The 13,644-nt window shown below is 60.0% G+C and carries 12 protein-coding genes and 1 riboswitch; of the genes, 11 read left to right on the forward strand and 1 reads right to left on the reverse strand.

The window, feature by feature from the left end; all coding sequences use genetic code 11:
* Positions 1-2 precede the first annotated feature (2 nt).
* The 9 genes from ALO80_RS11345 to astE all read left to right on the forward strand — a co-directional run bounded on the left by ALO80_RS11345 (position 3) and on the right by astE (position 9,831).
* A complete protein-coding gene (locus tag ALO80_RS11345; RefSeq protein ID WP_055009075.1) occupies positions 3-767 on the forward strand; it encodes an ABC transporter ATP-binding protein in 765 nt (254 codons plus the stop codon).
* A gap of 135 nt (positions 768-902) precedes the next feature.
* On the forward strand, positions 903-1,895 hold the full coding sequence (gene argR, locus ALO80_RS11350) for a transcriptional regulator ArgR (RefSeq protein WP_055006766.1): 993 nt from the start codon (positions 903-905) through the stop codon (positions 1,893-1,895).
* 234 nt (positions 1,896-2,129) lie between these two features.
* Positions 2,130-3,347: an aspartate aminotransferase family protein gene (locus tag ALO80_RS11355; RefSeq protein WP_054984909.1), complete on the forward strand. Its 1,218-nt coding sequence runs from the start codon at positions 2,130-2,132 to the stop codon at positions 3,345-3,347.
* Positions 3,348-3,480: 133 nt separating this feature from the next.
* A complete protein-coding gene (aruF, locus tag ALO80_RS11360; RefSeq protein ID WP_054984908.1) occupies positions 3,481-4,512 on the forward strand; it encodes an arginine/ornithine succinyltransferase subunit alpha in 1,032 nt (343 codons plus the stop codon).
* 63 nt (positions 4,513-4,575) lie between these two features.
* On the forward strand, positions 4,576-5,601 hold the full coding sequence (gene astA / locus ALO80_RS11365) for an arginine N-succinyltransferase (protein WP_055009076.1): 1,026 nt from the start codon (positions 4,576-4,578) through the stop codon (positions 5,599-5,601).
* Complete coding sequence (gene astD / locus ALO80_RS11370; RefSeq protein ID WP_162491672.1) at positions 5,598-7,067, forward strand: succinylglutamate-semialdehyde dehydrogenase; 1,470 nt, start codon at positions 5,598-5,600, stop codon at positions 7,065-7,067. Before astA ends, astD begins: the two co-directional genes overlap by 4 nt.
* A gap of 48 nt (positions 7,068-7,115) precedes the next feature.
* Positions 7,116-8,462: an N-succinylarginine dihydrolase gene (astB, locus tag ALO80_RS11375; RefSeq protein ID WP_055009078.1), complete on the forward strand. Its 1,347-nt coding sequence runs from the start codon at positions 7,116-7,118 to the stop codon at positions 8,460-8,462.
* Positions 8,463-8,523: 61 nt separating this feature from the next.
* Complete coding sequence (locus tag ALO80_RS11380; RefSeq protein ID WP_054984904.1) at positions 8,524-8,811, forward strand: hypothetical protein; 288 nt, start codon at positions 8,524-8,526, stop codon at positions 8,809-8,811.
* Between the two features lie 12 nt (positions 8,812-8,823).
* The gene (gene astE, locus ALO80_RS11385; RefSeq protein WP_055009079.1) at positions 8,824-9,831 is read left to right on the forward strand and encodes a succinylglutamate desuccinylase; all 1,008 of its coding nucleotides are present in this window, start codon (positions 8,824-8,826) and stop codon (positions 9,829-9,831) included.
* A gap of 214 nt (positions 9,832-10,045) precedes the next feature.
* On the opposite strand, the gene ALO80_RS11390 is transcribed toward astE, so the two are convergent.
* The gene (locus ALO80_RS11390) at positions 10,046-10,558 is read right to left on the reverse strand and encodes a 6,7-dimethyl-8-ribityllumazine synthase (RefSeq protein ID WP_055009080.1); all 513 of its coding nucleotides are present in this window, start codon (positions 10,556-10,558) and stop codon (positions 10,046-10,048) included.
* A gap of 126 nt (positions 10,559-10,684) precedes the next feature.
* A riboswitch (FMN riboswitch) is annotated at positions 10,685-10,851 on the reverse strand.
* A 212-nt stretch (positions 10,852-11,063) separates the two neighbouring features.
* Here ALO80_RS11390 and ltaE point away from each other — a divergent pair.
* Both ltaE and alaS read left to right on the forward strand, forming a co-directional pair.
* Entirely contained in the window at positions 11,064-12,068 is a 1,005-nt protein-coding gene (gene ltaE / locus ALO80_RS11395; RefSeq protein ID WP_055009081.1) for a low-specificity L-threonine aldolase, read from the forward strand.
* A gap of 144 nt (positions 12,069-12,212) precedes the next feature.
* The coding region (gene alaS / locus ALO80_RS11400) for an alanine--tRNA ligase (protein WP_083493240.1) at positions 12,213-13,644 on the forward strand (1,432 nt) is incomplete at its 3' end.

Here is a 13,644-nt window from a genome sequence, read left to right on the forward strand (position 1 = left end):
GCATGAACAAACTGGAAGTGCAGGACCTGCACAAGCGCTATGGCAGTCACGAAGTGATCAAGGGCGTGTCCCTGACTGCCAGAGCTGGCGATGTCATCAGTATCATCGGCTCCAGCGGCTCGGGCAAAAGCACTTTTCTACGCTGCATCAACCTGCTCGAACAGCCCCATGCCGGCAAGATCCTGCTCAACAACGAAGAGTTGAAGCTTGTACCGAACAAGGACGGCGGCCTGAAAGCTGCAGACGCCAGGCAGTTGCAGCGCATGCGCTCGCGCTTGTCGATGGTGTTTCAGCATTTCAATCTGTGGTCGCACATGACTGCCTTGCAGAACATCATCGAGGCGCCGGTTCACGTGCTGGGCGTGTCGAAAAAGGAAGCGCTGGAAAAGGCCGAGCACTACCTGGCCAAGGTCGGTGTTGCCCACCGCAAGGATGCTTACCCTGGACACATGTCCGGTGGCGAGCAGCAGCGGGTAGCGATTGCCCGTGCACTGGCGATGGAGCCTGAGGTGATGCTGTTCGACGAGCCGACGTCGGCACTGGATCCGGAGCTGGTGGGTGACGTGCTCAAGGTCATGCAGGGGCTGGCTCAGGAAGGCCGGACCATGGTGGTGGTCACTCACGAAATGGGCTTTGCCCGGGAAGTCTCCAACCAGCTGATTTTTCTGCATCAGGGTGTAGTCCTGGAGCGGGGCGATCCGCGCGAGGTGCTGGCCAATCCGCAGACCGAACGTTTGCAGCAGTTTTTGTCCGGCAGCCTAAAGTGACGATCGGCATCGCATTGCGATGCCTTTTTACGGCAGAACAGGGCATGCTGCGCGACGCGCGACATGACCTGAATGTTCCAGATCGAGCCATCTTCTGACGCTCGGCTTTTGCGGCAATACGTATCGGATGTCCCAATGACTGCCCATCGAATAGGTTTTCTCGTCTGGCCTGGCACCAAAGCGCTGACCCTGGCACTTGCCGAAGAAGCCTTGCGTGTTGCTCAGCGTGTTCATCCTGACGTGGCCTACGAATTGTCGTTTCTGCAGGCCGAGGTTGCGGAGCCCGCAGCGATTGCCGGTGCATGGCAATTGCCGGGGGAGCCCTGGAGCGGTCGACTGGACGGTTTCCAGAAGCTGTTTTTGCTGGCCGATGAGCCGCCGTCGGCGGTGGCTCCGGCGCTTGGCAGTGCGCTCAAGCAACTGGTGCGGGCCGGCTGTTCGATTGGCGGGCTGTCGGCGGGCGTTTACCCGCTCGCCCAACTGGGCCTGCTGGATGGCTACCGTGCTGCCGTGCACTGGCGCTGGCAGGACGACTTCGCCGAGCGCTTCCCCAAAGTCATTGCCACCAGCCATCTGTTCGACTGGGATCGGGATCGTCTCACCGCTTGCGGTGGCATGTCGGTGCTCGACCTGCTGCTGGCAGTGTTGTCGCGTGATCATGGTGCCGAGCTGGCCGGAGCGGTGTCCGAAGAGCTGGTGGTCGAGCGCATTCGCGAAGGTGGCGAGCGCCAGCGCATTCCGTTGCAGAACCGTCTGGGCTCAAGTCATCCGAAGCTGACTCAGGCTGTGCTGTTGATGGAAGCCAACATCGAAGAGCCGTTGACCACTGACGAAATCGCCCAGCACGTGTGCGTGTCGCGCCGTCAGCTGGAGCGGATTTTCAAGCAGTACCTGAACCGCGTGCCAAGCCAGTATTACCTGGAGCTGCGCCTGAACAAGGCGCGCCAGATGCTGATGCAGACCAGCAAGTCGATCATTCAGATCGGCCTGTCGTGCGGTTTTTCCTCGGGGCCGCACTTCTCCAGCGCTTACCGAAACTTCTTCGGTGCAACGCCACGTGAAGACCGCAATCAGCGACGCAGCAGCAGCCCGTTCGAACTTTCGCCGGTGCCTGCCGAGCGCGGTTGATCTGCGCTTGCAACAGATGCGCTGCATCGACAGCGCAGGCCCAGACACCCGCGCTCAATCTGTTTAAACTGCGCCTTTGTGACGCAATATGTCGCATTGCCGAAAACCTTGAAAAAAGCCGGTTTTGCGCTGTAACAAGTTGTCGCCTGGCGACAAGGCCGAACAGAATTCAGTCCTTACAATCTTCCCATCGCTCGCCAGTTTCAGGCAGGCGTTCCTCATCAGGAGACTCCGATGTCCGTTGAGCATGCTGCGGTGCAACGCGCCGATTTCGACCAGGTAATGGTCCCCAATTACGCCCCGGCCGGGTTCATACCTGTGCGCGGGTCGGGCTCCCGAGTCTGGGATCAGGCGGGGCGCGAACTGGTGGACTTCTCGGGCGGGATCGCCGTCAACGTACTGGGCCATTGCCATCCGGCGCTGGTCGGTGCCTTGACCGAGCAGGCCAATAACCTCTGGCATGTGTCCAACGTCTTCACCAACGAGCCGACTCTGCGTCTGGCCAAAAAGCTGGTGGATGCGACGTTCGCCGAGCGCGTTTTTTTCTGTAACTCGGGTGCCGAAGCCAACGAAGCGGCCTTCAAGCTGGCGCGCCGGGTTGCACATGACCTGCACGGTCCGGACAAGTACGAGATCATCGCAGCGGTAAACAGTTTTCACGGCCGTACCCTGTTCACCGTGAGCGTGGGAGGACAGCCGAAATATTCCGATGGTTTCGGGCCGAAGATTACCGGTATCAGCCACGTCCCTTACAACGACCTCGAAGCCTTGAAGGCTGCCGTAACGGACAAGACCTGTGCCGTGGTGCTGGAGCCGATTCAGGGTGAGGGTGGCGTTCTGCCGGGTCAGCTGGAATACCTGCAAGGCGCGCGCAAGCTGTGTGATGAACACAATGCGCTGCTGGTGTTCGATGAAGTACAAAGCGGTATGGGCCGTAGCGGTCATCTGTTTGCCTACATGCATTACGGTGTGACCCCCGACATCCTTTCCAGCGCCAAGAGCATCGGTGGCGGTTTCCCGCTGGCGGCCATGCTCACCACTGAAAAACTCGCCAGGCACTTTGCGGTCGGCGTCCACGGCACCACGTACGGCGGCAACCCGCTGGCGTGTGCGGTCGGTGAGGCGGTAATTGATGTGGTCAATACGCCTGAGGTGCTGGCTGGCGTGCAGCGCAAGCATCAACAATTCAAGACCCGCCTGGAAAGCATTGGTCAGCAATACGGCGTGTTTACCCAAGTGCGCGGCCTTGGCCTGTTGATTGGCTGCGTGCTGTCCGACGCCTGGAAAGGCAAGGCCAAGGACATCTTCAATGCGGCCGAAGCTCAGGACCTGATGATTCTGCAGGCCGGCCCTGACGTGATCCGTTTCGCGCCAAGCCTGGTGATTGAAGACGCGGACATCGAAGAGGGCCTGAACCGCTTTGAACGCGCCATTGCCAAACTGACATCCTGACTCGATTGCAGCCTTGCGGCGTCCGCCTGATGGCGGGTGCCGCACCTGTTCCCTGCGCCATGCGGCCTGACGCCGTGTGGTGCTTTTACTAGCGCCGGTCTTAAAGGCTGGTCGATCTACAAGGAGTGGCACCATGCTGGTAATGCGCCCTGCGCAAATGGCTGATCTGGCCGAGGTTCAACGCCTCGCTGCCGACAGCCCTATCGGTGTCACGTCCTTGCCCGACGATGCTGGCCGTCTGACCGACAAGATCGGCTCATCGGAGGCCTCGTTTGCCGCCGAGGTCAGTTTCAACGGTGAAGAAACCTACTTCTTTGTGCTGGAAGACAGCGAAAGCGGCAAGCTTGTGGGGTGCTCGGGCATTGTAGCGTCTGCCGGCTATTCCGAGCCGTTCTACAGCTTTCGCAACGAAACCTTCGTGCATGCGTCACGTGAACTGAAGATTCATAACAAGATTCATGTTCTGTCCCAGTGTCACGACCTGACCGGCAACAGCCTGCTGACCAGTTTCTACGTGGTCCCGGAGCTGGTCGGTACGGCATGGTCGGAGCTCAACTCTCGCGGCCGTCTGCTGTTCGTCGCCAGTCATCCCGAGCGCTTCGCCGATTCGGTGGTCACCGAAATCGTCGGCTACAGCGACGAACACGGCGATTCGCCGTTCTGGGATGCCATCGGGCGTAACTTCTTCGACCTTAACTATGCCGCCGCCGAGCGCCTGTGCGGGCTGAAAAGCCGGACCTTCCTCGCCGAGCTGATGCCGCATTACCCGATCTACGTGCCGTTGCTGCCCGACGCAGCGCAGGAAGCCATGGGCCAGGTGCATCCACGTGCGCAGATCACCTTCGATATTCTGATGCGCGAAGGTTTTGAAACCGATCATTACATCGACATCTTCGACGGCGGCCCGACCCTGCATGCCAAGGTCTCGGGCATCCGGTCCATTGCCCAGAGCCGTCTGGTGCCGGTCAAGGTCGACACCGCGCAAAGCAGCGATGTCGGCAATGGCGGTCGTCTGTACCTGGTGGCCAACGGTCTGTTGCAGGATTACCGCGCGGTGCTCCTGGAACTGGACTGGGCACCCGGCAGGCCGGTGGTGCTGAGTCTGCAGGCCGCCGACGCGTTGGGCGTAGGTGAAGGTGCCAGTGTGCGTATCGTCGCGGTCTGAGCCGGACGTTCGATAGCCGATTAGCGAGTTTCAAGGCTCTCGATGAGCCGCTGAGGAGAAAACATGATCGTTCGTCCTGTACGCAGCAGCGACCTGCCCGCGTTGATCGAGCTGGCGCGCAGCACCGGTGCCGGTCTGACGACCCTGCCCGCCAACGAGCAGCGTCTGGCGCACCGGGTAGGCTGGTCTGAGAAGACCTTTCGCGGAGAAGCCGAGCGCGGCGATGCCGACTACCTGTTCGTGCTCGAAGATGACGACGGCCGGGTGGTCGGAATTTCCGCCATCGCTGGCGCGGTCGGTCTTCGCGAACCCTGGTACAACTATCGCGTCGGCCTGACGGTCAGCGCTTCACAGGAGCTGAACATCTACCGGGAAATTCCGACCCTGTTCCTGGCCAACGACCTGACCGGCAATTCCGAGCTGTGCTCGCTATTCCTGCACAGCGATTCGCGTAACGGCCTCAACGGCCGCCTGTTGTCCAAGGCGCGCATGCTGTTCATCGCAGAGTTTCCCGCCCTGTTCGGTAACAAGATCATCGCCGAGATGCGGGGCATGTCCGACGAGAATGGCCGCTCGCCATTCTGGGAAAGTCTGGGACGGCATTTTTTCAAAATGGAGTTCAGCCAGGCCGATTACCTGACTGGCGTGGGCAACAAGGCATTCATTGCCGAGCTGATGCCCAAGTTTCCGCTGTACAGCTGCTTTCTTTCCGAAGACGCACGCAACGTGATCGGCCGCGTGCATGCCGACACCGAGCCGGCGTTGACCATGCTCAAGGGCGAGGGCTTTTCGTATCAGGGCTATGTCGACATCTTCGACGCGGGACCTGCCATCGAGTGCGAGACCGGCAAGATTCGCGCGATCAAGGACAGCCAGGCGCTGGTACTGGCCATCGGCACGCCAGGCGACGATGCCCCTCAGTTCCTGATCTACAACCGCAAGCGGGAGGATTGCCGCGTGACGGTAGGCGCTGCGCGTTTCGCCGCCGGTACGCTGGTCGTGGCACCGCAAACTGCCAAGCGTCTGCGCATGAGCGCGGGTGACAACGTGCGCGCAGTGCCGCTTTCTGCCGCGCGGGAGGGCGTTTGATGAGTAGTCTTTATATCGCTGGTGTTTGGCAGAACGGGCAGGGTGAAGTGGTCAATTCGCTGAATCCGGTGACTCAGCAGGTACTGTGGTCCGGTCAGGCCGCAACAGTCGAGCAGGTCGATCAGGCGGTACAGGCTGCGCGTCAGGCATTTTCCGCCTGGGCGCTGCTGTCTCTGGATCAACGTATCGCCGTGCTGGAAGCCTTCGCTGCCAGACTCAAGCACCATGCGGACACGCTGGCGCACTGTATCGGTGAAGAGACCGGCAAACCGTTGTGGGAGTCGGCGACTGAAGTGACCAGCATGGTCAACAAGATTGCGATCTCGGTGCAGAGCTATCGTGAAAGAACCGGTGAGAAAAGCGGCCCGCTGGGTGACGCTACAGCTGTATTGCGCCACAAGCCACATGGCGTGGTCGCCGTATTCGGGCCCTATAACTTTCCCGGTCACCTGCCCAACGGCCACATTGTTCCGGCCTTGCTGGCGGGCAACACGGTGTTGTTCAAACCCAGCGAACTGACGCCGAAAGTCGCCGAACTGACCGTCAAGTGCTGGATCGAAGCAGGCTTGCCGGCCGGGGTCCTGAACCTGCTGCAGGGCGGGCGCGAAACCGGTATTGCACTGGCTGCCAATCCAGGCATCGACGGGCTGTTTTTCACCGGTTCCAGTGGGACCGGCAATGCGCTGCACCAGCAGTTCGCCGGGCACCCCGACAGGATTCTCGCGCTGGAAATGGGCGGTAACAATCCACTGATCGTCGATCAGGTTCAGGATATCGATGCGGCGGTTTACACCATCATTCAGTCAGCCTTCATTTCCGCAGGCCAGCGCTGTACCTGTGCGCGTCGCCTGTTGGTGCCCGAGGGCGACTGGGGCGATGCCTTGCTGGCGCGACTGGTCGCAGTCAGCGCGACCATCGAAACAGGGGCGTTCGATCAGCAACCCCCCCCATTCATGGGCTCGGTCATTTCGCTGGAGGCCGCACGCGCCTTGCTCGACGCGCAGCGCAATCTGCTCGCCGATGGGGCGGTCTCGCTGCTGGAAATGCGCCAGCCGCAGCCTGGCGCTGCGCTGCTGACGCCGGGCATTGTCGATGTTACTTCGGTCACCGACCGGCCCGACGAAGAGCTGTTCGGCCCACTGCTGCAAGTCATCCGTTACACCGGTTTCGACGCTGCCATCGCCGAAGCCAATGCCACTCGCTATGGTCTTGCGGCGGGTTTGCTCTCGGACTCCGAAGCACGCTACCGGCAGTTCTGGCTGCACAGCCGCGCCGGAATCGTCAACTGGAACAAGCAGTTGACCGGAGCTGCCAGCAGTGCACCGTTCGGTGGTGTAGGCGCCTCGGGCAATCACCGCGCCAGCGCGTATTACGCGGCCGACTATTGCGCTTATCCGGTGGCGTCGCTGGAGGCAGGCAGCCTGACCCTGCCTGCGACACTGACCCCCGGTATCCGGCTGAACTGACAGTGTGTGCACGATTGCTTATAAAAACAGATCCACGGAGCCTAGCCGATGAAGTCCTGTGAAGTGAATTTTGACGGTCTGGTCGGGCCAACCCATAACTACGGCGGGTTGTCCTACGGTAACGTTGCCTCGCAAAGTAACAGCCAGCAATGCGCGAACCCGCGTGAAGCGGCGCTGCAAGGCCTGGCGAAAATGAAAGCGCTGATGGATCTGGGGTTTACCCAGGGCGTGCTGGCACCGCAGGAGCGCCCTGATGTGGCCGGCCTGCGGCAGTTGGGTTTTACCGGTAGCGACGAACACGTCATTGAAAAAGCCGCCCGTCAGGACATGCCGCTGCTGGTTGCCAGTTGCTCGGCATCCAGCATGTGGGTGGCCAACGCGGCGACTGTCAGCCCCAGTGCCGACACTGCCGATGGGCGCGTGCATTTCACCGCCGCCAACCTGAACTGCAAATACCATCGCAGCATCGAACACCCCACCACCAGCCGCGTGCTGGGGGCAATGTTTGCCGATGCGAAGCACTTTGCCCATCACCCGGCGTTGCCGTCAGTCGCGCAGTTCGGCGACGAAGGCGCGGCCAATCACACGCGTTTCTGTCAGGACTATGGCCAGGCCGGTGTGGAGTTTTTCGTCTTTGGCCGCAGTGCGTTCGATACGCGCTATCCGGCACCGCAAAAGTATCCGGCCCGCCAGACCCTTGAAGCGTCACGAGCCGTCGCGCGCTTGCACGGCCTGAACGAGGGCGGCGTGGTCTATGGTCAGCAAAACCCGGCGGTCATCGATCAAGGGGTGTTTCATAACGATGTGATCGCGGTCGGCAACGGCGAGGTGCTGTTCTATCACGAAGATGCATTCCTCAATACCGAACCGATGCTTAACGAGTTGCGCGACAAGCTCAGCCGTTTCGGCGGGCAGTTGCGGGCGATTTGTGTACCGCGTGCCGACGTCTCGGTTCAGGATGCGGTGCGCTCGTACCTGTTCAACAGTCAGCTGTTGTCGCGTCCCGATGGCTCGATGCTGCTGGTTGTTCCGCAGGAATGTCAGGCCAGTGCGAGCGTCTGGGCTTACCTGCAACGACTGATTGCCGATGACAGCCCGATTGCCCAGGTCAAGGTCTTCGACCTCAAGCAAAGCATGCAGAACGGCGGTGGCCCCGCATGCTTGCGACTGCGTGTGGCGCTCAACGAAACCGAGTTGGCGGCGGTGAATCCTGGTGTGATCATGACCGCGCCGCTGTATGAAACACTGACGCAATGGGTCGACAGGCACTACCGTGATCGTATGAGTGAAAACGATCTGGCCGACCCCCGCCTGCTGACCGAATGCCGTACGGCATTGGATGAACTGACGCAAATCCTTAAACTGGGTGCGGTCTATCCGTTTCAACTGAATTGAAACACCCTGCGCGTCTGGCAGATGTCCGGCGCATGATTTACTTATCTAGAGCATTCCGACTATGAGCGACGCCCTGCAACTGATCCTTGAAGACACCGATGGCACCCAACTGGAAACTTCCTGCACCCGCGTTGCCGTCATCTGGCAGGGCAAGGAGTTGTGGATTCAGCAGGACGGCCGTGGCCAGTTGTTGATCGGTGTCGACGTGGAAGAAGACGATGCCGAATATGCCAACCTGCTGCTGCGTCCATTGGCGACCAATCTGGTCAGCCTGCAACTGGAAATGGAACCGGCCGACGCAGGTGCCGACGAAGACGGCCACGTTCACGGTCCTGACTGCAACCACTAAGGAAGTTGCCCTATGCTCGCCCTCGGCAAACTGCTTGAACTGACCCTGGCTGGACGTGAGCCAACGGAAAAGACTCAACTGACCGTCGAAGGCGTGCGTATGCGATGGATGGGCGAGGGCGCGCTGGAAGTCCGCCCGCCCGAGGCACAGGACAAGGGCACCGACCTGCTGCTGTCCGCCGGTATTCATGGCAATGAGACGGCTCCCATCGAGCTGCTGGATGAACTGATCCGCAGCATCGCGCGCGGCGACCTCAAACCGCGCGCACGTATTCTTTTCCTGTTCGGCAACCCGGACGCCATGCGGCGTGGTACGCGTTTTGTCGAACAGGACGTCAATCGGCTGTTCAATGGCCGTCATTTGCAAAGCGGTGGAGTGGAAGCTCTGCGCGCCTGTGAGCTGGAACGGCTGGCCGCCAGTTTTTTCAGCCTGCCCGATCGTTACCGGCTGCATTACGATCTACACACTGCCATTCGCGGCTCGAAGATCGAGCAGTTCGCACTGTACCCGTGGAAAGAAGGCCGTCGGCACTCGCGTCTTGAGCTGGCCCGGCTGCGTGCTGCGGGCATGAGTGCGGTGCTGCTGCAGAACAAGCCGTCCATTGTGTTCAGCGCCTATACCTACGATCAGTTGGGCGCCGAAGCCTTCACTCTGGAACTGGGCAAGGCTCGCCCGTTCGGCCAGAACCAACAAGTCAACCTCGCGCCGTTGCGCTTGCGCCTGGAGCAGATCATCGAAGCTACCGAGCCCGAGCTGGATGAACATCTTGAAGGGTTGCAACTGTTCAGCGTGGCACGCGAAGTCATCAAGCGCACAGACGCATTCACGTTCAACCTGGCAGATGCCGTGGAAAACTTCTCCCCGCTTGAGAAGGGCTACCTACTGGCCGAAGACGCGGGCGGTTCACGCTGGGTGGTTGAGGAGGAGGGGGCAAGGATCATATTCCCCAACCCGAAGGTCAAAAACGGCCTGCGGGCGGGGATTCTGATCGTACCCACTGATGCGGATAGCCTCGGCTGATCGCCCGGCATCCTCAAGACCGGAAGCAGAGCGTCCCGAACGGCATTCCCACGCTGGAGCGTGGGAACGATAACCTCGACCGGGATCCCGTCGGCTATCGTGCGACGCGCTGCGTCTGCATGCCGTTCAGGACGCTTCGCGTCCTCTTTGCCACGCAGAGCCTACGGAACGAGAGTTGTTCGGACGAACGCGTCTCGTGCCGCTGCTGCGCGTTTCAGCAGGCCGCTTTTTGCTGAGCATCCAGGCGTCGCAGGCTGCGTACCTTGTTCAGGGTATCAGCGCAGGTCTTGGCCGCTTCCTCGCCCTTGTGCACGAAGTGATCGAAGAAGAACTTCTGGTGCTCTTCACCCGCATGGAAGTGGTGCGGCGTCAGGACCACGGAGAACACCGGCACTTCGGTTTCCAGCTGAACCTGCATCAGTGCGCTGACCACTGACTGCGCGACGAATTCGTGACGATAGATACCGCCGTCCACCACCAGCGCAGCACCAACGATGCCTGCGTAGCGACCGGTATTGGCCAACAGTTTTGCATGCAGCGGGATTTCAAATGCACCGCCCACTTCAAAGATGTCGATATCACTTTCGGCGTAGCCGTGATTGGCCATTTCGGCGATAAAACCTTTACGGCTTTGATCGACGATATCCTTGTGCCAGCAGGCCTGGATGAAGGCGACGCGTTCGTTGGAGTGGCTTTTGCTTTTGCTGTCGATTGCAGTAGGTTGCACGTGTTCTGACTCCTGTTTATGAAAAAAACAGGGCGTTTGGATCGAAAGGGATTCAAGTCGCGTAGGAAAGCCTCCTGAACGATGTCGTTCATGGGAAGGTTTTGCAGACGTTCTTGCAGACACCAATCCCGCTCTCTCTTCATCCGGACTATGACCGTCGGCCCCGGAATCACACCGGATCTGCTGACCTTGCCAATCGCCAGCCAAAGCCGCGACCCTCAAGCGCTCGCGGGCTAGACGCATTGCGCGCCATTACCGCCGGTGGGGAATTGCACCCCGCCCTGAGAACGTTGCCGTCACTTTACGTGGCCGGCGCAGGATTTTTATCACAGTTCGCCGGATCATGCATGGACACTTTCGTACGGTGCACCTACCTTTTTCTTATAAGGGCATGGAGTATCGAGACCGATGGCGCTTGATTATCATGTGCTGCGGCCTCAGTAATGCCTTGTTGCAAGCCAAAGGTTGCATGCATTATCGATCTTCAACTTCAGGGAGCTTTTTCGTGACTGTCATCGATCTGCGCAGCGACACAGTGACTCTGCCCACGCCCGGGATGCTTGACGCCATGGCGCGTGCGCCCGTTGGCGATGACGTCTACGGTGAGGACCCGACGGTCAATCTGCTCGAAGCGACGCTCGCCGAGCGCCTCGGGTTCGATGCTGCGCTGTTTGTCCCGTCCGGCACCATGAGCAATCTGCTGGCGTTGATGGCGCACTGTGAGCGTGGCGACGAATACATCGTCGGTCAGCAGGCGCATACCTATAAATACGAAGGCGGCGGTGCCGCGGTGCTGGGTTCTATCCAGCCGCAACCTCTGGACGTGCAGGCTGACGGCTCGCTGGACTTGCAGCAGGTACTCGACACCATCAAGCCCGATGATTTTCACTTTGCACGTACACGTCTGCTGGCGCTGGAAAACACCATGCAAGGCAAGGTGCTGCCGCTGGAATACCTGGCCGCCGCACGCACGCTGACACAGGAAAAGAACCTCGCCCTCCACCTGGATGGTGCGCGCCTGTACAACGCATCGGTCAAGCTGGGCGTCGATGTACGCGAGATTACCCGGCACTTCGATTCGGTTTCGGTCTGTCTCTCCAAGGGGCTGGGTGCCCCGGTCGGCTCGGTATTGTGCGGATCGCAGCCGTTGATTGCGAGGGCGCGGCGCTTGCGCAAGATGCTGGGTGGCGGCATGCGTCAGGCGGGAGGGCTTGCCGCTGCCGGACTTTATGCGCTGGATCATCAGGTCGAGCGGCTGGCGGATGACCATGCCAACACAGCGTTTCTGGCCGAGGGCCTGAGCGGTCTCGGTTACCCGGTCGAGCCGGTACAGACCAACATGGTCTACGTGCATGCCGGTGACCGTGCCGCGTCGCTCAAGGCCTTCTGCGCCGAGCGTGGCATCGTGCTTACGGCCGCTTCGCGGCTGCGCATGGTGACTCATCTGAATGTGTCGCGCGCGCAGGTCGAGCAAGTCATCGCGGCATTTGCAGCCTTTGAACACTCATGACATGCCGATAATCCAGTTACTTGTTTCTATCGCACAAACACACTGTACCGAGGGCGCAACGCCTATATAATGCGGCCCTTTGCCGTCGCTACGTCATCTGACGTTTTGCACTTGCCTCTGGCCGCAGTCTCCGTGGAAGAACCTATGAAAAGCGCAGAAATCCGTGAAGCCTTCCTTGGCTTCTTCGAAGAGCAAGGCCACACCCGTGTCGCTTCAAGCTCCTTGATTCCGGGCAATGACCCAACCCTGCTGTTCACCAACGCAGGCATGAACCAGTTCAAGGATTGCTTCCTGGGCCAGGAAAAACGCGCCTACACCCGCGCCGTGACCAGCCAGAAATGCGTGCGTGCCGGTGGCAAGCACAACGATCTGGAAAACGTTGGCTATACCGCTCGTCACCACACTTTTTTCGAAATGCTGGGCAACTTCAGCTTCGGTGACTATTTCAAGCGAGATGCCATCACCTACGCCTGGACTTTCCTGACATCCGAGAAATGGCTGAACCTGCCCAAGGAAAAACTCTGGGTCACGGTCTATGCGACCGACGACGAAGCCTACGATATCTGGACCAAAGAGATCGGCGTGCCTGCCGAGCGCATGGTTCGCATCGGTGACAACAAAGGCGCACCGTACGCTTCCGATAACTTCTGGACCATGGGCGACACTGGCCCGTGTGGTCCTTGCAGCGAAATTTTCTTCGATCACGGTCCTGAAATCTGGGGTGGCCCGCCAGGCTCGCCGGAAGAAGACGGTGACCGTTACATTGAAATCTGGAACAACGTATTCATGCAGTTCAACCGTACGGCCGATGGCGTGTTACATCCGCTGCCAGCGCCATCGGTTGATACCGGTATGGGGCTTGAGCGTGTCAGCGCCGTTCTCCAGCACGTGCATTCCAACTACGAAATCGACCTGTTCCAGAGCCTGCTGGCGGCCTCGGCGAAGGCCATCGGCTGCAGCAATGACAACCAGGCTTCGCTGAAAGTCGTGGCCGACCATATTCGCTCCTGCGGTTTCCTGATCGCCGATGGCGTACTGCCTTCCAACGAAGGTCGCGGCTATGTACTGCGCCGCATCATTCGGCGTGCCTGCCGCCACGGCAACAAACTGGGTGCCAAGGGCAGTTTCTTCTACCAGATCGTTGCGGCGCTGGTCGCCGAGATGGGGGCTGCGTTCCCTGAGCTGGTGCAACAGCAGTCGCATATCGAGCGCGTGCTGAAAGGCGAAGAAGAGCAGTTCGCCAAGACCCTCGAGCAGGGCCTGAAAATTCTCGAGCAGGATCTGGCCGACCTCCAGGGCACCGTGGTGCCGGGTGAAGTCGTGTTCAAGCTTTACGACACTTATGGTTTCCCGATGGACCTGACGGGCGACATTGCCCGCGAGCGCAATCTGACCCTCGACGAAGCCGGCTTCGAGCGTGAAATGGACGCCCAGCGCGTACGCGCCCGTTCTGCCAGCTCGTTTGGCATGGACTACAACAGTTTGGTCAAGGTCGATGTAGCCACGCAGTTTACCGGCTACTCCGCGACGACCGGCAGCGCCAGTGTCGTCGCGCTGTACAAGGAAGGTCAGGCGG

The organism is Pseudomonas caricapapayae (assembly GCF_001400735.1).
Taxonomy (GTDB): Bacteria; Pseudomonadota; Gammaproteobacteria; order Pseudomonadales; family Pseudomonadaceae; genus Aquipseudomonas; species Aquipseudomonas caricapapayae.